The organism is Streptococcus sanguinis, assembly GCF_003943655.1.
In the GTDB taxonomy this organism is placed as follows: domain Bacteria; phylum Bacillota; class Bacilli; order Lactobacillales; family Streptococcaceae; genus Streptococcus; species Streptococcus sanguinis_F.
Window position 1 is genome coordinate 36,663 of sequence record NZ_RJMM01000006.1, and the last position, 19,512, is coordinate 56,174.

Below are 19,512 nucleotides of genomic sequence, written 5' to 3' on the forward strand. Positions count from 1 at the left end.
ACTTTCTCCGTTCAATCTTGTCTGAATATTATAACATGAAAAGACTGGTTCAACCAGTCTCAAACTTTCTATCTACGAGCAAGGCCCTCAGTCTCACTCATCTAGGTAAAGACCCTTAGCAACGCTTTGGTCAATAACTTCCTGAGCCAATTCCCAAAGAGTTTCAGAGGTTTCTTTGATAAAGGATTTTTTCGCAATAACCTGCGACTTGGTCAGGCCATGAGGGTTATCATGAGGCTGAGCAACTTCCAAGTGATTGAGCAGGGGAACCAGAGCATCCAGCACTCGGGCATATTTAGCCTCTATGCTAATGCCTGTCTCAAACTCCTGCCAAAGCTCTAAAAAGGAATCCTGCTGATCTAACGGCAGCTTGTCTAAACTGATTTTCAAGGAGTCCAGCTCTCTATCGTAAGAATCGCTCTTGCCCACGTCGTCAAAGATAAAGGTATCGCCAGCATATATTTCGCCCAAATCATGAATCAATAACATAGACATGACCTTTTCTAGATTGACCTCTTCAGGAATATATTCTCGAAAGACGAGCGCCATGAGCGCCCCCTGCCAACTATGCTCAGCAGAATTTTCAAAACGATAAGCGTCCAAGGTTCGATTGTTGCGATGAGTGGCTTTCAGTTTTTCCAGCTCATTGGTAAAAGCCAGCTGCTGTTGTAGACGTTCAAGCATGTGGAACTCCTTTGAAATGTTTTTATAGCTAATTCTATTTAAAATTGATAGTTGTTCTTAACGCTCTATATGATTTTCTTTCCTCGCCATCGAATCACCAACTCTGAAGTCAGATGGGTCAGGATAATCGTCAGAAGGAAGGCCCAACGGCCATTTTCCCACTTGGTCAACTGCTGGGATTTGAGCAGAAAGAAAGATAACTCAATAAAGATAGGATGGAGGAAGAAATAAAGGATACTTAGATCTTTTAAATGTCGCCAGTTTTTTTCGCGCTTCCACTCTGCGTTTAGTAGCCAGTTAAATAAGAAAAGTGTAAAGGGAATGAGAGCAAAGAAAAAGTTTTTATCTAATCCCTGCCTGATATAAACCAGCACTCCTTCACCTGCTAGGAAAAGACTTACCAACAGAAGAGAAAGCCAGCGTTTTTTCTGAAATAAGGCTATCTGCCCGTAATCAGCTAGAAAGTAGCCTAAATAGATAAAAATGGGCGTATAGAAGAGGCCATTCCTGCTAGTGAAAAAGAGCTTGGCATAGGCATCGTACCAGTCTGTCAGCAGATTAGGCGCCAGATAGGCGTGATAAGTCTCAATAGCACCTAAGGCGTAGAGAATTAACAAAAGAGCAAATGTTTTCTTTGGACCCAATTTCCTATACAAGAAATGGACCAGCAGCAAACCTAAGAGAAAGGCAGGAATATACCAGAGCTGGTAGCTCATTCCGATGTAGAAGAGCGCTGCTAGAATAGCCAGCGGAGCTAGGTAGAGAGGCAAGTGCAGAGATTGGAAGTAAGTCAAAGCATAGGGGAGATAGACCAAGCTCCAAAAGCCATAAACCTTTAAAATGCCTTTAATATACAGAGTCAGTTTCGTAGAACCGTGTTCTCGCTTCCAGCGTAATCGGAAAAAATAGGCTGAAGAAATTAAAAAGAAAGGAACCGCCATGCGACCAAACATACTCTTTTGAACAAAATGCAGGGCTTCATGTTCAAAAAGCCTCTGGCAATGGACCAAAATTACCAAAATAGAAGCAATATATTGAAAAAGGCTGAGCAAGGCATAATTGACTGGCTGCCCTGGCCCTATGACTTCTCTCTTTTGCATCAAGCTTTCTCCTTACGAGGTTTGTTTAAGATGTAAATGAGCACTTTTTCCCTTTGACCTAGGACTTGGCTAGCCAAACATGCTGAAAGGCAGCGATGTCTCGATAAGGAGATTGGTTACAGACTGCTAACTCCATCTTAAGCATCTTTTCAGCCCAATCAGGGGCAATTTTGTAGTCATTGGATTGCAGCCCGTAAAAAATCCGTATCCCTTGATAATCCTCAACTTCTAAAGGCAGACCTGAAATCACTTCCTGAATCTGATAGACCTTAGCAGCTCCCATGCTGTGGGTTTGATATTCCTGTCCCGCCAACAGTTGCTGGGCTTTTTCTATGTCATTTTCAAAAACCACTGTATGCATAATGCGCCCAACCTCGTGATGCTTGACCAGAGAAATTTTGCCGTCCTTTTTTAAGAGGCGGGAAAATTCTGCTAAATAAAGAGCAGGGTCAGATACATACTCTAAGACATTATGACAGATGATGACATCAAAAGACTGGTCCGGCAGATTTTGCAGAAAGCCCAAGCTGCCTTGCAATTGCTCATAGGAAAAGTCCTGCTTGCGCTCAGCAATCATTTCTGGGCTTGGCTCGATGGCGGTCACTTGGTTCTTTTCCGCTAGAAAATCAGCCACAATCCCAAAACCGCTGCCGAAATCAAGAATTTTCTGGCCCTTAAGTGACTCTAGAAAGGCAAAAACAATATCATACTGAAGCTTGCCCCAAGGCGCCTGCAGATGAGCTTTGTAGGCTTGTAGATTAGCTGGCATAAAACCTCACTTATAGTTAAACATATTGGCTGCCATCTTGTCGGCAATTCTTGGAAAAAGGGTATAAAGCTTGTGAGCTAGATTGAGAATCCCTGGTAGATTCATTTCCCGCTTATTTTTACCAAAGGAACTGACAATTTTGCTCGCTACAAAATCAGGCTCAAGGATATACTTGTCGACTGCTTTTACATAGGAACCATCAGGATCTGCCTGATCGAAAAAGGCTGTTTTGATAGGACCTGGATTAACCGTCGTGACATAGACCCCAAAAGGCAGGAGTTCCAAACGCAGGGCATTAGAAAAGCCAATCGCCGCAAACTTAGTCGCTGAGTAAAGACTGGACTTGCTACTGGCAATGAGGCCGGCCATACTAACGATATTGACGATGTGTCCTTGACCTGCCTGCTTCATGCGAGCTCCAAAGAGCCGGGACAGATTCATCAGGGCAAAGGTATTGACTTCAAACATGGCCTCAATATCACTGGAGCTGATTTTGTCAAATTCCTCAAAAATCCCATAGCCAGCGTTATTGACCAGGACATCAACACGACCGTACTGGCTGTCAATCCGCTCAGCAAATCTTTCCAAAGCTGAGCTATCTGTGATATCCAGCTCCACTAAGTCAAGAATTTCCCTTTCTCCATATAGTTTTTCCAGCTTAGCCTTGCTCCGTCCGACCAAAATCAGTCGGTCATGGGGCAAGAGCTTAACCATTTCCTGAGCTAGCCCACCGCTAGCCCCTGTGATGATGATGGTTCTCATATCTCAACCTCTTCCAAGTCCTTGACCACATGGACCTTTTCAAAGACAGCACTGGCATCGCGACGCATTTGGCTGATGTCCTTGGCTAGAAAGCGAGCACTGATATGGTTGAGGAGAAGGCGCTTGGCACCTGCTTCCTTGGCTACTTCTGCGGCTTGCATATTGGTAGAATGACCGTGATTGCGGGCCAATTTTTCGTCTCCCTTGCCATAGGTCGCTTCATGGACCAACACATCTGCTGCCACTGCCAGACGGACGCTGGCAGCAGTCTTCCGAGTATCACCCAGAATAGCAATGGTCTTGCCTGGACGAGGAGCTGAGATATAGTCTGCTGCAATAATTTTGGTCCCATCTTCTAGGACGATATCCTGACCGTTCTTGACCTTACCAAAGAGAGGACCAAAAGGTACGCCCGCCTCTCTTAGCTTGTCTGCATCCAGCGTTCCTTCCAAATCTTTCTGCATCACCCGATAACCCACACAGAAAATTGTGTGATCCAGCTTATCCGCATAAACTGTGAACTTGTCCGTTTCAAGAATCTTGCCCAGACTGTTTTCATCAAACTCATGAAAATCAATCCGATAAGGCAGACGAGAGCCAGACACGCGCAGGCTAGACAGGACAAAGTTTTTAATGCCTTTGGGACCATAAATTTCCAAGTCAGTCTGCTCTTCATTAGCCTGAAAAGAACGACTGGACAGAAAACCCGGCAAGCCAAAAATATGGTCGCCATGCAGATGCGTGATAAAAATCTTGCTGATTTTGCGCGGTTTAATTGTCGTCTCCAAGATCTGGTGCTGGGTCCCCTCACCACAGTCAAACATCCAGACCTCATTGATCTCCTCTAACAGCTTGAGGACAAGGCTGGACACATTGCGAGCTTTGGATGGCTGACCGGCTCCGGTTCCTAAAAATTGTAATTGCATGTTTTTCTTTCTAAATGATATAAATCATAGCAGAGCGATTCTGCGAGTGATAGTATTTCCTGCCAGAATAGGACTGAGCCAGCTGACTGACTTCATCTTGATTGTAGCCCAGAACTCTCTGGCTGCCATCAGCTAGCTGCTGCCAATCGGTCAAAGCAGTCAACTCCTGACTATTAACGACTTGAGACTCAGCATTGAGAGGTACCATTTTTATTCTCCCAGCTTCTTCGTAAACCAAGTACTGTGGAAAGACTTGGGCGATTTCAAAGAGCAAGTCAGCTGATACCGGCTCTGGCTTTTCAGGGAAGACCAAGCCGACTTCCTCGCTCTCATAGCAAAATCCATAGGACTTGCCAGAAAGATTAAGCCGTACAAAAGGTTTATTTTCTACAAAGCTAGGCTCCGTATTCCACAAGTCCAGCGCCTGAGTAATTTCTAGAAAATAGGCTGTTGCGGCTTCCGGACTTTTCTTTTGATAAAGCTCAGCAAAGTAAGCATTGATAACGCTGGGCGGAGGAGTGATGAAGCTACGCTTCTGCTCCTTTGTCAGTCCAGCCAATACTTGCTCTAAGTAGACCCTGTCTAGGCTAGTAAAACCGCCGTATTTCAGGGCCAAGTCAATATAATCAGTCATAAAATTCTTCCAGTTTCCATTTGTTTTTCTCGGCAATCCAGCCTGAAATGACTTCGACATCGTCTATGTATTCTCGATTTCCCATAATCGCGACTTTCTCTAAATCATGAATCTTGTAAGCTTTAGCCGGCGCTACTTTGATGGTAAAAGGCAGGAAAATCTCTTTCATCCGCTCCAGTAGGACTTGCTGCAAAATAGCTCTGCTATTGTCCGCCTTAGCCGAAATTAAAGAATAAGGAGTTAGGGTCGGAGTGAAATACTCCGCCTTGTCTGCTTTGTTATAGAGAGTCAGCCGGGGAATATCCAGCATGTCCAGCTCTTTCATGATGTCGAGTACGGTCTTTTCATGCTCCTCATGATGAGGGTCGCTGGCGTCAATAACATGGACCAGCAAATCGACATTTTTACTCTCTTCTAGTGTGGATTTAAAGCTGGATACCAGCTCTGTCGGCAAATCCTGAATGAAGCCAACTGTGTCTGTCAGAGTGACATTGAGCTGACCACTGAGGTTGATGTTCTTAGTCGTGGCATCTAGCGTCGCAAAAAGTTCGTCGGCCTCATACTGGCTCTTGCTGGTCAAGCAGTTCATGATCGTAGACTTTCCAGCATTGGTATAGCCGATGAGGCCGATTTTGAAAATAGTGGATTCCAGCCGTTTTTCACGAACGGTTGCCCGATTTTTCTCCACTGCCTTGAGCTGGCGCTCAATATCATGAATCTGATTGCGGACACTGCGTCGATTGAGCTCCAGCTGGCTTTCACCAGGACCGCGGGAGCCAATGCCACCTGCCTGACGGCTGAGCATAATTCCCTGGCCAACCAAGCGAGGCAGCAGGTACTTGAGCTGGGCCAGATGAACTTGCAGCTTGCCCTCATGACTCCTAGCTCTCATGGCAAAAATATCCAAAATCAGCTGCATACGGTCAATGACCTTAACGCCCAAGCTTTCCTCCAGATTGACATTTTGGCGGGGTGTCAGACGGTTATTGACAATAACGGTCGAAATCTCTTCGGCATCAACCATCTGTCGGATTTCTTCTAACTTACCAGAACCGACAAAGGTCTTGCTGTCATACTTTTCCCGCTTCTGGCTATAGGAGCCGACTACTTCAGCCCCTGCCGTCTTAGCTAAACTTTGCAGTTCCTCCATGGATAGGTCAAAATTCTCCGTGTCTGCCAGTTCCACACCGACCAAAAAGACACGCTCTGTTTTTTTCTCTGTTTCTATCATCTCATATCCTTACTAAGACCTGGTCAGCCAGCTACTTGTCCAAAAAATTCTTGATGTCTTCCATGACCTGATTTTTATAGTCTGGATTTTCCACCTGATAAAAGGTTACAGACATCCGGTTGCGAAACCAAGTCAGCTGGCGCTTGGCAAAACGGCGGGTATTCTGCTTGAGCTTGTCCACGGCCTCTTCAAGACTTATCAGACCTTCAAAGTAGGGGAAAAGTTCCTTGTAGCCGATTCCTTTGCTGGCTTGACTGGTCGGAGCTTGTTCATAAAGCCAACGGGCTTCTTCTAAAAGTCCCGCTTCTAGCATCAGATCAATCCTCTGATTGATTCGCTCATAAAGTTTTTGTCGCTCATCATCTAGGCAAATCAGCAGGGCTTCATAATCTGGAAGATTGTTTTCTAGTTGACCACCCAGATGGGCAATCTCCAGCGCCCTCATAGCCCTGCGTCGATTTATCTGAGGAATCTCGATACCTAGCTCTGCTATTTTTCCAAACAAAGCTTCATCTGACCAACTATCCAGCTGCGCCCGATAGGCCAGAATCTCCTCGTGAGGGACGGAACCACCCAGATGGTAGCCCTCGAGTAAGCTCTGGATATAGAGCCCTGTGCCACCGCAAATGATGGGAAGCTGACCTTGAGCCGCAATCTCACGAATAGCCTGAGCCGCCTCAGTCACAAAATCATAGGCCGAGTAGCTTTCTCCAACCTCCCTCACATCCAGCAGATGATGGAGAACACCCTCCTGCTCTTCAGGACGAATCTTAGCTGTACCAATATCTAAGCCACGATAGACCTGCTGGCTGTCACCACTGATGATTTGACCATTGAAGCGCTTGGCTACCTCAATACTCAGAGCTGTTTTTCCAACTGCCGTAGGCCCCACTATCACAATTATCTTGGTTTTCATCTTTTTTCCTTGAAAAAATTTTGATTTTTCGTTACTATTAATTATAACATAAATAATAAAAGTTCAGAAAAGGAGAAATCACATGGCTAAAGGATTTGGAAAAGGCGTTCTTACAGGAGTTGCAGCTACAGTTGCTGCTGTGGCAGGCGCAGTATATGCAGTCAAGAAAAAAGTCATCGAACCTGAAGAACAAAAAGCGGCTTTCATCGAAGAAAACCGTAAAAAAGCAGCTCGCAAACGTGTAGCACACTAAGCCTGCACATTTCACTAAAAAGCCTGGAAAAATCCAGGTTTTTTCTTTTTTGAAAAACAGCAGTCAAATCAACTGCTGCAAACAAAGCTATTAGACTTTAAAAGCTCTTTCTTTCTTGGGCGGTTGAATGCCATAAGAGCTAAAGATATAATTGCTTAAGAGCAAGAATACTAACAACTCAAACACAAAAAACAAATCTAAAGCAGGCTTGGAAGACAAGGAAACGAAAGGAATCGCGACACACATAATTATGATATAAAGAATTTTCAAGCGTTTGATATAAAGCCAGAAGAGTTCAAGGCTTTGCCTGCCATTAATCTGCGGCTTAAACTTACTTCCCGAGTACCAGATGATAAATACTTCCGCAAAAAAGAATAGACCTAGCAAAATGATTATTCTCCAAAAATGAACCTGCAGTAGAATTCCCATTGCTAGCAATAACAAAACACCCAAGCTCAGCGCCACCACTGCTCGCCTAGTATTAGCCATAAAATCAACTCCTTTATATGACTACGAAGAACAGTCAAATTAATTATTGCTAATCGATTAGATTGCTCTAGGAGAACATATTTTATTTCGGCTTTATTTTACCACTTGGCAAGAAAACTTACAAATAATATGATAAAGCATTTGTAGAAGTCATTGGTTACTGAAAACAAATTAAGACAGAGCTTTAGAAACGTGTTATAATAAGGCATTAGCGAAAGGAAGATTTATGAAAAACACCTACAGATTGTACAGACTTCTGCTTAGTCTAGCACTTCTTACTTCATTACTTTGCATCTTTGTTCCTCGTCACATATTGGCTGACGATGTCGAGAGCAGGATTACATCCTACGTAGGACAGCTAGAGCTGCATAGCGATAATACAGCCACTTTTACAGAGGAAGTAACTTTTGAATACGACAGTTCCTATAACGGTCAATATATCACGCTGGGCCAGGCTGGCAAGATGCCTAAAGGCTTTCAAATCGAAGACAATCCTAAGATAGATATTATCACCAATGGACAGAAAAAGTCCCCGCAAGAGATAAAAGAAGAGGCTGTAAAAGATGGAAAAAAGATTACAATCTATAATTCTGGTAAATCTGGTGATCAAGTCATTATCACTATAACTTGGAAATTACGAAATATGCTTTGGGTGTATCAAGATATAGCTGAGCTGAACTGGATACCTATTTCTGATTGGGATGCGGATATTCGACGATTATATTTTTCTGTTTCTACGGATCGTTTCGATACTAGTGCTCAGCTTTTCGCCCATATAGGCTTCAATAAAAACCAACCAAAGGTAGAAAAATTAAATCAGATTCTGACGGTTAGATCAAATAATCTCACAAAAGGAACAAAACTTGAATTGCACGGCGCTTGGGACAAGAGTATATTTACAGATATTGATACTGCCAGTATTATCCCTTCAACCCACCGCAAGCAATTTGAAGAGAAGGAAAAAGAAATTGAAGAAAAACAGAAGCAACATAGCTTTATAATTTATGTCCTAGGTCCAGGCATTGCTATCTCGTTTCTGATTATAAGTCTGGCTTGCTTTCTTTACTATTTACTAAGATTTTATTATCTAAACAAGCTTCCTAAAAATACGCGACTCTATGAACCGCCTCAGAATCTTACTCCTCTGCAACTTGCATACAATATCTATAATATATCAATTGAAAAATCTCTTGCTCATACTAGAAAAACAGGAACTCCTAGCTTTTCTAGTTTAGTACAGGCTACTTTAATGGATCTGATTGACAGAGGAAATATAAAATTTCGCATTGGAAGATCAGGAGAGAAACTGGAAATTGTTCACTTAGATAACCTAAGCCGCTACGAGATAAAACTGTTGGAAATGGTCTTTGGCGATAAGGATAAAGTTACTCCCGATACGATGTTCCCAGATTACCAACAAAGCTCCAAGTCTTCTACACGAAAGAAATTTCAAGAGGCTCTACGTACTGTTGCGAACTATGTCCGTCAAGAAAGAGTCGATTTAAATCTCCCTATACGATACCGTAAAATAAGCAAAAAAGAAGAAAGACCTGTTTCATTAGCTTATATTTCCTATTACATTGGTATTATTATTCTCTCTTTAGGTTCTCTTTTTTATAATCCTTTTACTACCGGACAGTTTGATTACTCATATTCCTATATTTATCCTTTGCTTCTATTTGTCGCGTGGTTCCTTGGGAAAGCAGCTCAAATAAAATTGAATCGAATGGCAGATAGATACCTAAAAAAGGAATTTAGAGAAGAAGTAATTGAATGGCAGAGCTTCTCCAATATGCTGCGCGATATTGCTCATCTTAGTCAAACTGAGGTAGAGGGAATCATCCTCTGGAATCGAATTCTAGTATATGCGACTCTTTTTGGCTATGCGGAAAAAGTCAGTCAAACATTAAAAGGAAGAGACATTCAATTAGAAGAAACAAATCTTGAAAGTTTCTTCTTCAGTAATATATCTACAGGTTTTGCCACAGTCTTTAGCAATGTTGATATTTCATTGAATCCTCCCAGCTCAAGTAGCTACTTCAGCTTGTCATCTGGTATTTCAGGTGGTTTCTCGGGTGGTGGGGGCGGAGGAGGAGGAGGCTCCTTCTAGCAGACACAATAATACGAAAAGACCGCTCGTTTGGGTGGTCTTTCTTCTTGCTATAATCGGCACAGCATCAAATAATCATCTTCCCTTTCTTCAACCGTGACAAAGCCCAGTCTTTGATAAAAGCGATGTGCGGGATTGTCTTTGGAAACGGAGAGGGAGACACTTGGGTAGCCTTTGGCCTTGAGCAAGTCCAGCATGGCCATCATCAACTGCTGGCCTAGTCCTTGGCTTCTGAAGTCAGGCAGGAATGAAATGGACAGAGAGGGCGTCTGGTCGTCATAATAACTGTAATCTTTCATGATGCGAATCCAAACGGCTCCGACCAACCGGTCGTCCACTTCTGCAACTAAAGCCCAATCATCTGGCTGCTTGCCAAAGTCCTTGATATACATCTCTAAATCTGGTTCTTTCAGGATGCTTCTAGAAAGCGGCGCTAGACCTTGGGGAATAAAAATAGCTTGGTAAAGAAATTCCTCTAAGAGTGGGATTTCCTCTGATTTTAAGGGCATAATCTCGGCCATGATTTCTCCTTCTAGATCAACTGCTCCTCGCCTATGCCGGCCTCCGCTAAGATTTTGGCAACTCGGTCAAATTGCAAGCGGAAATGCTCCAGCTTGTGGCCGTCTGATCCCACTGAAAAGCGCTGACCGCCCAGCTCCTTGACTAGAGAGAGAGCGTAGATATAGAGTTCCTCGTGTCCATATAGATACATGGACTTGCAGTTGAGCTCAAAAGCCAGACCATGGTCAATCATCTTTTGAAAAAGCTGTCGCAACTCTGGTTCAAAAGTTTTTAACTCCTCTACGGTAAGCGCAAATTTTCGGAAACCATAGTCAAAGTGAGCTAGTACATCTGCTGGCACAGCCTCAATAGCCTCCTCTAACTCTATCAGATAGGAGGGAATCAGCTCCATCTTGTCCAGCTGCAAGACCGGATCTTCCAGATAGTCAAAACTGCCATTGTGGTGAACCGATAGGAGCTTGAGGTCATAATCCTTGTCTGCTAGGAAAGCTAGAATATCGTCTTTACGCGGAGCGTAATAGCCAATTTCAATGCCCTTTTTGATGCGGTTGCCATACTGCTGGTTCAGCTCTGCTATTTTTGCTGAATAGGCCTCATAGTCAGGCACATCATCGTGGGGCGAGGCAGCTTCGTAAGGGTAGGGATTGGACAAATCATAGTGCTCAGTAGTGACAATCTCGCCCTCATAATGGTCCAGATAGTCACAGAAATCCGCCTCAGAATCATAGGAAAAATAGGTATGAAGATGGTTGTCGCGCATGCTGGGCCGCCTTTCTGCAAATCTTATATCCGTTTAGTATTGGTCGATTTCAGGTCGATCATGAATCCGGCTCTGCTTGCCCTGACGGGCCTGGAGGACGGCCTCTACCTCTTCCAGACTGACGCCAGTCTCAACGAGAGCGACCGCCAGATGGTAGAGCAGATCAGCTGTCTCATTGGCCATCTCGTTCTTATCAGCGTTTTTGGCCGCAATGACTACTTCAGTCGCTTCTTCACCGACTTTTTTGAGAATCTTGTCCAGCCCCTTGTCATAGAGATAGCTGGTATAGGAGCCTTCCTTGGGCTCTTTTTTGCGTTTGAGGGCTTCTTGATAGAGGGTTTCTAGCATAGTATCTCCTTGTTACTGTCCTTATTTTACTATAAAAAGCAATTCTTTCCAATGGCAGGCCGGTTTCTTGATACTGACTTCTTAGTTTTATATTTGCATTAACCAAGTACTAAAGTAAACCGAGGGAACTTTTAGTCAGTTTTGCTGGCTTGTTCATCCCAGATTGTATGGAAAAAGCAGGATTTGGCACCGGTGTGGCAGGCTGCTCCCAGCTGGTCTACCTCGATCAGCAGGGTATCTAGGTCGCAGTCAGCCGTGATTTTTTTGACAGTCTGGTAGTGGCCGCTGGTGGCCCCCTTATGCCAAAGCTCCTGACGTGACCGGCTCCAGTACCACATTTGCCCACTAGTGCGAGTCAGCTGGTAGGCTTCTTCATTGAGATAGGCCAGCATGAGGACCTCTTTGCTGGTGTGGTCTAGGATAATGGCAGGTATGAGACCGCCTTGCTTTTGAAAATCTAACTTTACTTCTGTCATTAGATGCGCACCTCCAATCCAGCGGCCTGCATGGCTTTTTTGGTATCTGAGATGGAGACCTGACCATAATGGAAAATCGAGGCTGCCAAGGCACCCGTCGCTGCAGTCTTTTCAAAAACTTCTAGGATATGCTGGCTAGAGCCAGCACCACCAGAGGCGATGATAGGAACGGAAACCACTTGAGAGACGGCTTCCAGCATAGGCAAGTCAAAACCAGACTTGGTCCCGTCCTTGTCCATACTGGTCAGAAGAATTTCCCCCGCTCCAAGACTGACAGCTTCTTGGACCCAGTCTAACAGGTCGCGACCGCTGTCCTTACGGCCACCAGCCAGATAAACATGCCAGCTGCCGCCCGCTACTTTCTTAGCATCCACGGCCAGCACCACACATTGACTGCCGAATTTCTCAGCGCAATCAGCCAAAAGCTGAGGATTTGTCAGTGCTGATGAATTAACTGCAACCTTATCCGCCCCAGCTTGGAGCATCCGCTTCATGTCCTCAACCGTGCGAATGCCGCCCCCGACGGTAAAGGGAATGAAAACCTGCTCCGCCACGCGCCGGACCATCTCGACCGTCGTATCCCGCTCCTCATGGGTGGCGGTGATGTCCAGAAAGACCAACTCATCGCAGCCGGCTTCATAGTAAGCCTTGGCAGCATCAACTGGATCGCCCACATCAGTCAGATTGACAAAGTTGATGCCCTTGACCACCCGGCCGTTCTTGACATCTAGACAGGGAATGATTCGTTTTTTCAGCATGGCTAGCCCCTTTCTGCTTCCTTGATCTGCTCTAGGCTAATTCGTCCACTGTAATAGGCCTTACCCACAATGGCACCAGTCAAGCCCAGCTTTTTCAGCTCTTCCAAATCCTCTGCTGACTGGATGCCGCCAGAGGCAATGACTTGAGCATCCTTGAGCGCTACCAGCAATTTTTGATAATGCTGAATATTAGGGCCAGTCAGAGTCCCATCTCGATCCACATCTGTATAGACGAAGAGTCGAACGCCGAGCTTTTCCATGGCCAATGCTAGGCTGATATAGTCCTGACTGCTGGTTTCCAGCCAGCCCTCAGTCGCAACTAGACCGTCTTTCGCATCAATGCCAATCACGATTTTGCTGCTTCCAAAGCGCTCTAGTGCGGCCTCAACAAAGGCAGGATTTTTAACAGCCATAGAGCCAATAATGACACGGTCAATGCCAACCGCTAGGTAATCTTCAATCTGCTCCAGACAGCGGATACCACCCCCGACTTGGATAACTAGACCAGTCTCCGACTTAATTCGGGCAATCAAATCCCGATTGGCCGCCCGACCTTCTAAGGCTCCGTCCAAGTCAACCACATGAATCATAGTAACCCCAGCTTTTTTGAAAATTTTGGCTTGCTCCAAGACATCGGGATTTACCACCGTCTTCTGGCTAAAATCCCCTTTAAAAAGGCGGACGGCCTGGCCATCTTTGATATCAATAGCGGGCAGTATTTTCATAGACATACTCCTTAAACTTCTCTAGGATACCGAGGCCTACAGCACCTGACTTCTCTGGGTGAAACTGGCAGCCAAAAACCGATCCTTGGTGAATCATGGCTGGGATAGGGAGCCCGTAATCAGCCGTCACATCCAAGTACTCCTCCGGAACATCTGTATAGTAGCTATGGACAAAATAGACTGACTGGCCATCAAGATCAGCTGTCAAAGCAGACGACTGCTGGACCTGTAAATCATTCCAGCCCATGTGAGGCACAGGCAGACCAGCCTGATCCGGAATCCGGCGACAAACACCGGGAATCAAGCCTAGTCCAGAACTTTGACCATTCTCCAATCCCGACTCCAGCAGGAGCTGCATACCTAAGCAAATCCCCAAGAGAGGCTTGCCATCGGCCACAGCCTGCTGGATAACGGAGACCAGCCCTCGATTTTCCAACTCTTGCAAGGCAGTGGGAAAAGCACCGACTCCTGGTAAAATTAAACCATCGGCGTCCAAAATTTCCTGCGGATTAGCTGACAGACGCGCTGCTACTCCGACCTGAGCCAGAGCACGGAGGACATTGGCAGTATTTCCCGCGTCATAATCAATAACAATCATCATCACTACATCAACTCCTTTCACTCAGAAGGACAAGCTAGAGCAAGCCCTTGGTGGAGTTGACTCCATGAATATCTGGATTGATCGTAATAGCCTCCCGTAGAGCTCGTCCAGTCGCTTTAAAGAGGCTTTCCGCCTTGTGGTGACTGTTCTTGCCATGAAAGATTTTCAGGTGCAGATTCATCTGCAGATTAAAGGCTAGGGCTTGGAAAAATTCCTCTACCAGCTCGGTGTCAAAATTCCCAAGTTTGGGATTGTCAAAATCAGCCTCAAAAACCAGATAGGAGCGACCGGATAGGTCCAGGCTGGCCATACCCAGCGTTTCATCCATGGGCACAAAACTAGTGCCGTAGCGGTTGATACCAGCCTTGTCTCCCAAAGCCTGACGCAGAGCCTGTCCTAATACGATGCCCACATCTTCAACCGTATGGTGGCTATCCACCCATAGGTCGCTTTCAGCCTTGACTGTCAGAGAAATCCGACTGTGGCGGGCAAAAAGGGTCAGCATGTGGTCAAAGAATCCGACACCGGTCTCGATAGCTACCGGCTCCTGTTGGTCCAGATTGACAGCCAGTTCAATATCGGTCTCCTGTGTTTTACGCTTGATTTCAGCTTGTCTCATGGCAACTCCTTTTATTTTTCCTGTCTGCGGGCTTCGATGGCCTTGGCATGTCCCTGCAGTCCTTCTGCATAGGCCAGACTGGTAATATCTTTGTCAGCCGCACCTACAGCAGCACGGCTGTACTGGGTGTACTGGATGCGCTTGATGAAGTCATAGACTCCCAGAGCTGATGAAAAACGGCTGGTGCTGGTTGTCGGTAAAACGTGATTGGCTCCCGCATAGTAGTCACCGATTGGCTCACTAGTATAATGCCCCAGAAAGACAGAGCCAGCATTTTCAACCTGATCCAGATAGCTGTAGGCATCATCCATGGCAATTTCCAAATGCTCAGGTGCCACCTGATTCATGAGCTCAAACATGGCTTCCTTAGAAGGTGCAAGGATGATGCGGCCGTTGTTCTCAATCGAAGCACGCGCGATTTCCTCCCGCGGCAGCTCTTTCAGCTGTCTGTCTAGCTCTGCTTCCACTTGGTCTGCCAGCTCCTCTGAATCGGTCACCAGAATAGCCCGAGCCAGCTTGTCGTGCTCGGCTTGCGACAAAAGGTCAGCAGCCACATAGATTGGACTGGCTGAACGATCCGCAATGACTCCAATCTCCGAAGGTCCGGCAATCATGTCAATTCCCACGACACCATAAACCATCTTTTTGGCCGTAGCCACAAAGATATTACCCGGTCCAGTTATCTTATCCACCTTGGGAATGGTCTCCGTTCCATAAGCCAGAGCTGCTACACCTTGGGCTCCGCCAATTTGGAAAATCCGATCCACACCAGCCAGCTTGGCTGCGACCAAAATCGCTGGGGTAAAGTGCTCTTGGGGCGGTGTAATCATGATGATTTCTTTGACACCAGCAATCTTGGCTGGGATAACATTCATGAGGACGGAGGACGGATAGGCTGCGGTACCACCAGGTACATAGGTACCAACCCGCTCAATCGGCCGAATCAACTGACCACGGATAACGCCCTCGCTGGGACTATCCTCAAAACCAGTCTCCAACTGCTGGCGGTGGTAGGATTCGATATTGGCTTGGGCATTTTTAAGGGCGGCCAAGACCTCTGGATCAATCTCCTCAAAGGCCTTGTCAATTAGCTCCTGCCCAATCTCAAAATCTGTCACCTCAACCTTATCAAAAAGCATGGTATAGTCTCTTAAAGCTTGGTCACCGTCTTGTTTGACCGTTTCAATAATCTCAGCCACCGCTTCTTCCACATCTAAGTTTTGTTGGCTGAGCTGCAGCTGCTCTTCGTATAAAATCCGTGAAATTTCTTCGTTACTTCCGCTTAAACGTTTGATAATTGTCATTTAAAAGCCACCTCTCTTCTTCCTACTAGGGATTCAATCTTTGCCACAAAAGGCATGATATCCGGGTTATTTTTCAGGGAAGCCTGATTAGCAATGAGCCGGGCTGACACCCGACAAATGTCTTCAAAAACCAGCAGGCCGTTAGCTGACAGGGTATGCCCTGTCTCCACAATATCGACAATGGCATCCGCCAGACCCAGCACCGGTGAAATCTCCACGCTACCTTGGATGGAGATGATTTCCACATCTTCCCCCTTTTGATTAAAATAATCAGTCGCCACCGTCGGGTACTTGGTCGCAATCCGCTTGCGCTTGTGATCATGAGGGTCATAGCTGGGCACCGAGGCCAGTGAAAATTTACAAAGCCCAAAGTTCAGATCCAGCAGCTCCAGATAGCCAGTCGGATGCTCAAAGAGAATATCCTTGCCGACAATGCCCAAATCAGCGACTCCATGGCGCACATAGGTCGTCACATCAGGCCCTTTGACCAAGAGAAAGCGAAAGCGACTGTCTGGACTTTCAAAAATCAAGCTGCGCCCCTTGTCTGCCATGAAGGACATATCAAAGCCAGCCTGGGTCAAGAGCTTGACCGTATCTTTCTCAATCCGCCCCTTGGTCAGGGCAATGGTAATCTGACTCATCTGCCATCACCTTCCTTTCCACCCTCGTCCGGTAGGTCATCATGAATGGCCTGATAGACACTGTCAATGTCTAGGGACCAGCCGATAGCTGTCAGTTCTGCTGCCCCAAAGCGCTTGAAAAGCTGGTCATAGCGACCACCAGATAGAAAAGCATCTGGCACTCGGTCACCAAAGACCTTAAAGGTCAGACCAGTATAGTATGGCATGGCCGCTACCTGCCCTAGGTCCATGGTTGTCTGATCCAGCAAGCCTGATAGGCTCTGCAGAACCTGCTCTATATCATCTAGAGCTGTCAATATTCTCTCGTTGTCAACCAGCTCTCTGGCCCTAGCTAAAACCTGTTGGCTAGGGCCGAACAGATAAGGCAGCTCCTGTAAAAAATCATCAAATTCACTCGATCTGGTCTGGGTGAATTCAAAGAGTCCCGTCCTGTTTTTCTTGCGAATATAATCAAGCAGCTGGGCCTCCTCCTGCGAATCCAAGGCCAGACTCTCTAGGATTGTCTGCAGGATTGCTGCATGGGAAAACTCAAACTGATAAGACTTAACCTGCGCTAAATCCAGCGACTGCTTGGCTGTCTTGATAGCCTCAAGCACCGCCTTGCGAGCTGGATAGCCGATAATCTCAATACCAGCTTGGCTGAGCTCGTTGGCAAGACCGCGCAGCTCTTCTTGATAGTGAAAGACCTTGCCCGAATAGGAAAACTTGGTAGGCGTATGCACCCTGGTCGAAGCAATAACCCGACCAATCTGGCTGGTCACATCTGGCCGTAGAACCAGTAGCTCGCCTTTTTTATCGAAAAGATGATAATGATGGGGCTCCACATAGTCACTGAAGACCTCGAAGTGCTCCAAAGTCGGTGTGTCAATCCGATTGAAGCCCTGAGCCATCAGGAAATCACTGATGTCCCGCTCAATCTCGTAAGTCACACGCGCCCTCTTGAAAAGCTTGTCATGCATGCCAATCGGAAGGGTGATTTTATTCATAGGCTGCTTTCCTTTCTTACTCTATTCTTACATTGGTTGGCTCTGAGTCAAACTCTCAGCTGCTGCAAATTTCCTCGATAGCTGCCAGGACTGTTTCCATCTCCTCTCGCCGTCCGATAGAGATGCGCAGAAAGTCTTTGATTCGTTCTGCTTTTGGAAAATACCGCACATAAATCCGACGCTCCTCTAACTGCTGGAAAAGCTCTGCTGCAGAAATTCCACTAGGCTGGGCTAGGACAAAGTTAGTCTGACTTGTCAGGACTTGGAAATCCAGCGCAGCCAATTCTCCAGCGAACCAATCTCGGGTCTCTTGAATGGCTCTACCGGTCTCCAGATAATAATCCCAGTCTTGCACCGCAGCAAGAGCCAAGCTCTCTGCTAACAGATCCACCGAGTAAGGATTGATGGAATCCTTGACAGCTTTCATGACAGCTATTAAGTCTGGATGGCCAAGGCCGTAGCCCACCCGCAGACCAGCCAAGGCCGCATCCTTGGAAAAGGTCCGTGTGATAAAGAGGTTGGGATAGGTTTCTAGAAGAGGCAGGGCAGATTGACCGCCAAAGTGAATATAGGCCTCGTCCACCACCACGACCACATCTTGATTGGACGCCAGAATTTCCTCCAACTGTTCCAGCGGCAGATAAATCCCTGTCGGAGCATTAGGATTAGCTAGGATAATGCCGCCGTTGTCTCCAAAATAATCTGACGGATGGACCTCAAAATCATCTGTCAGAGGGATTTCGCGAAAAGGCACGTGATAGAGGTCAGCCCAGACCTTGTAAAAACCATAGGTCAAGTCTGGAAATAAGACCGACTCGCCACTGTTAAAGAAGGCCAGAAAAGCCATGGACAAGATGTCGTCACTTCCGTTTCCGATAATGAGCTGATCGGGCGATACACCCAAGTTGGCCGCCAAAGCCTGACAAAGCTCCGTCTGGTCCAAACTGGAATACTTTCGCAACTCCTGGTCATCAAAGTTCTGCAGGGCCTCTGCCACCTTAGGACTTGGCCCATAAGCATTTTCATTGGTATTGAGCTTAATCATGTCTGGATCATTGGGTTGCTGCCCTGCTACATAGGGATTGATCTGCCTGAGACCTTTTAGCTTAACCATCTTGCCACCTCTCTTTCACGCACTAGCCATTATCTGACTCTGATTATCTTTTAGAACTTCTAATAAATGAAAGACGAACTTTACCGCTTTGCTAAAGGAAAATAGGGGAATCTTCTGATTTAAATATAATAAAAAGCCCTCGCAAAAAAACTTTGCAAGGACGTTGACACGCGGTTCCACCTTTATTCAGCCCTCAGTCGCCTGAGGACTCTCTGGGAGTACGGGACTCCAGATTGATAACGGCAATCAGCCGTCGGACACTAGTCTCAGACTGCTGACTGATTTCGCATCCGCACTCAAGAATGTGTCGTCTAAGGATTGCATGCCATCTCACCATTAGGCACTCTCTGTTTCTTGTCTTAGACTTTTTCTCTCATTGCTTTCAATTTATTGTTGAATATTCTACATGAATTTTTATTAAAAAGCAAGAGGAAAATTGAAAAAAAATTAAATATTTTTTTCTTTCTAAATGTATTAACGTTCTTTCAGCATGGCACTAGACAAATCCAACAGATTAATCGCTGTTTCAAAATGCTCCCCCATCAGGTCATAGACAGCATCTTCACTTAAGACACCGCAAGCTATATTTTCAGGGAAATCCGGTCCATTCGAGAATTCTAAATCATCAAAAAATTCCTGACCAGTATAGTAGTCCCTNAACTGGATATAATCTGACTGGCAGCGCTCCAGCTCAGCTAAAGCTTCCTGAGCACTTGCTAAGACCTGAGAATATTTATTCAGGTGCTTTTCCATTTTTTGAATACGTTCTAACTGTTCCACAGGC

The 19,512-nt window shown here is 45.9% G+C and carries 24 protein-coding genes; 2 read left to right on the top strand and 22 right to left on the bottom strand.

The window, feature by feature from the left end:
• Positions 1–93: 93 nt before the first annotated feature.
• From D8886_RS04345 to miaA, 8 genes are all read right to left on the bottom strand, one after another.
• Positions 94–684, bottom strand: coding sequence for an HD domain-containing protein (locus D8886_RS04345; protein WP_125434331.1), 591 nt, complete (start codon positions 682–684; stop codon positions 94–96).
• Between the two features lie 65 nt (positions 685–749).
• A complete protein-coding gene (locus tag D8886_RS04350) occupies positions 750–1,784 on the bottom strand; it encodes an acyltransferase family protein (protein WP_125434332.1) in 1,035 nt (344 codons plus the stop codon).
• A gap of 58 nt (positions 1,785–1,842) precedes the next feature.
• Positions 1,843–2,553, bottom strand: a complete 711-nt coding sequence (locus D8886_RS04355) for a class I SAM-dependent methyltransferase (protein WP_125434333.1) — start codon at positions 2,551–2,553, stop codon at positions 1,843–1,845.
• 6 nt (positions 2,554–2,559) lie between these two features.
• Positions 2,560–3,315, bottom strand: coding sequence for an SDR family NAD(P)-dependent oxidoreductase (locus D8886_RS04360; protein ID WP_125434334.1), 756 nt, complete (start codon positions 3,313–3,315; stop codon positions 2,560–2,562).
• Positions 3,312–4,241: a ribonuclease Z gene (gene rnz, locus D8886_RS04365; protein WP_125434335.1), complete on the bottom strand. Its 930-nt coding sequence runs from the start codon at positions 4,239–4,241 to the stop codon at positions 3,312–3,314. The genes D8886_RS04360 and rnz overlap by 4 nt, the downstream gene beginning before the upstream one ends.
• Positions 4,242–4,251: 10 nt before the next feature.
• Positions 4,252–4,875 (bottom strand): cystathionine beta-lyase, encoded by a 624-nt coding sequence (locus D8886_RS04370; protein WP_185761247.1) that lies wholly within the window; start codon positions 4,873–4,875, stop codon positions 4,252–4,254.
• Positions 4,868–6,106, bottom strand: coding sequence for a GTPase HflX (gene hflX, locus D8886_RS04375; RefSeq protein WP_125434337.1), 1,239 nt, complete (start codon positions 6,104–6,106; stop codon positions 4,868–4,870). The genes D8886_RS04370 and hflX overlap by 8 nt, the downstream gene beginning before the upstream one ends.
• Positions 6,107–6,137: 31 nt before the next feature.
• Positions 6,138–7,022 carry a tRNA (adenosine(37)-N6)-dimethylallyltransferase MiaA gene (gene miaA, locus D8886_RS04380; protein WP_125434338.1) on the bottom strand — a complete coding sequence of 295 codons (885 nt, stop codon included), beginning with the start codon at positions 7,020–7,022 and terminating at the stop codon, positions 6,138–6,140.
• An 82-nt stretch (positions 7,023–7,104) separates the two neighbouring features.
• Here miaA and D8886_RS04385 point away from each other — a divergent pair, with 82 nt between their 5' ends.
• The gene (locus D8886_RS04385) at positions 7,105–7,275 is read left to right on the top strand and encodes a DUF3042 family protein (protein ID WP_002895160.1); all 171 of its coding nucleotides are present in this window, start codon (positions 7,105–7,107) and stop codon (positions 7,273–7,275) included.
• A 90-nt stretch (positions 7,276–7,365) separates the two neighbouring features.
• On the opposite strand, the gene D8886_RS04390 is transcribed toward D8886_RS04385, so the two are convergent.
• Positions 7,366–7,764, bottom strand: coding sequence for a hypothetical protein (locus D8886_RS04390; protein WP_061602801.1), 399 nt, complete (start codon positions 7,762–7,764; stop codon positions 7,366–7,368).
• Between the two features lie 226 nt (positions 7,765–7,990).
• Between D8886_RS04390 and D8886_RS04395 the strand changes: the two genes are divergently transcribed.
• Entirely contained in the window at positions 7,991–9,874 is a 1,884-nt protein-coding gene (locus tag D8886_RS04395) for a DUF2207 domain-containing protein (RefSeq protein WP_125434339.1), read from the top strand.
• Positions 9,875–9,924: 50 nt separating this feature from the next.
• Here the strand turns inward: D8886_RS04395 and D8886_RS04400 are convergent, their stop codons facing one another.
• From D8886_RS04400 to D8886_RS04460, 13 genes are all read right to left on the bottom strand, one after another.
• On the bottom strand, positions 9,925–10,395 hold the full coding sequence (locus D8886_RS04400; RefSeq protein ID WP_125434340.1) for a GNAT family N-acetyltransferase: 471 nt from the start codon (positions 10,393–10,395) through the stop codon (positions 9,925–9,927).
• Between the two features lie 11 nt (positions 10,396–10,406).
• Entirely contained in the window at positions 10,407–11,156 is a 750-nt protein-coding gene (locus D8886_RS04405; protein ID WP_125434341.1) for a PHP domain-containing protein, read from the bottom strand.
• Between the two features lie 33 nt (positions 11,157–11,189).
• Entirely contained in the window at positions 11,190–11,504 is a 315-nt protein-coding gene (gene hisE, locus D8886_RS04410; RefSeq protein ID WP_002924252.1) for a phosphoribosyl-ATP diphosphatase, read from the bottom strand.
• 131 nt (positions 11,505–11,635) lie between these two features.
• Complete coding sequence (hisI, locus tag D8886_RS04415; RefSeq protein WP_125434342.1) at positions 11,636–11,980, bottom strand: phosphoribosyl-AMP cyclohydrolase; 345 nt, start codon at positions 11,978–11,980, stop codon at positions 11,636–11,638.
• The gene (hisF, locus tag D8886_RS04420; RefSeq protein ID WP_125434343.1) at positions 11,980–12,738 is read right to left on the bottom strand and encodes an imidazole glycerol phosphate synthase subunit HisF; all 759 of its coding nucleotides are present in this window, start codon (positions 12,736–12,738) and stop codon (positions 11,980–11,982) included. Before hisF ends, hisI begins: the two co-directional genes overlap by 1 nt.
• Positions 12,739–12,740: 2 nt before the next feature.
• Positions 12,741–13,463: a 1-(5-phosphoribosyl)-5-[(5-phosphoribosylamino)methylideneamino]imidazole-4-carboxamide isomerase gene (gene hisA, locus D8886_RS04425; RefSeq protein WP_185761249.1), complete on the bottom strand. Its 723-nt coding sequence runs from the start codon at positions 13,461–13,463 to the stop codon at positions 12,741–12,743.
• The gene (gene hisH / locus D8886_RS04430) at positions 13,441–14,064 is read right to left on the bottom strand and encodes an imidazole glycerol phosphate synthase subunit HisH (protein WP_125434345.1); all 624 of its coding nucleotides are present in this window, start codon (positions 14,062–14,064) and stop codon (positions 13,441–13,443) included. The genes hisA and hisH overlap by 23 nt, the downstream gene beginning before the upstream one ends.
• A 34-nt stretch (positions 14,065–14,098) precedes the next feature.
• Positions 14,099–14,683: an imidazoleglycerol-phosphate dehydratase HisB gene (gene hisB, locus D8886_RS04435; RefSeq protein ID WP_125434346.1), complete on the bottom strand. Its 585-nt coding sequence runs from the start codon at positions 14,681–14,683 to the stop codon at positions 14,099–14,101.
• 11 nt (positions 14,684–14,694) lie between these two features.
• The gene (gene hisD / locus D8886_RS04440; protein ID WP_125434347.1) at positions 14,695–15,987 is read right to left on the bottom strand and encodes a histidinol dehydrogenase; all 1,293 of its coding nucleotides are present in this window, start codon (positions 15,985–15,987) and stop codon (positions 14,695–14,697) included.
• Positions 15,984–16,628 (bottom strand): ATP phosphoribosyltransferase, encoded by a 645-nt coding sequence (gene hisG, locus D8886_RS04445; protein ID WP_002909409.1) that lies wholly within the window; start codon positions 16,626–16,628, stop codon positions 15,984–15,986. The genes hisD and hisG overlap by 4 nt, the downstream gene beginning before the upstream one ends.
• Positions 16,625–17,614, bottom strand: coding sequence for an ATP phosphoribosyltransferase regulatory subunit (locus tag D8886_RS04450; RefSeq protein WP_002909408.1), 990 nt, complete (start codon positions 17,612–17,614; stop codon positions 16,625–16,627). The genes hisG and D8886_RS04450 overlap by 4 nt, the downstream gene beginning before the upstream one ends.
• A gap of 55 nt (positions 17,615–17,669) precedes the next feature.
• Positions 17,670–18,728 (bottom strand): histidinol-phosphate transaminase, encoded by a 1,059-nt coding sequence (gene hisC / locus D8886_RS04455; protein ID WP_002909407.1) that lies wholly within the window; start codon positions 18,726–18,728, stop codon positions 17,670–17,672.
• Between the two features lie 474 nt (positions 18,729–19,202).
• Positions 19,203–19,508 carry a DUF4298 domain-containing protein gene (locus D8886_RS04460; protein ID WP_125434348.1) on the bottom strand — a complete coding sequence of 102 codons (306 nt, stop codon included), beginning with the start codon at positions 19,506–19,508 and terminating at the stop codon, positions 19,203–19,205.
• Positions 19,509–19,512: the final 4 nt, after the last annotated feature.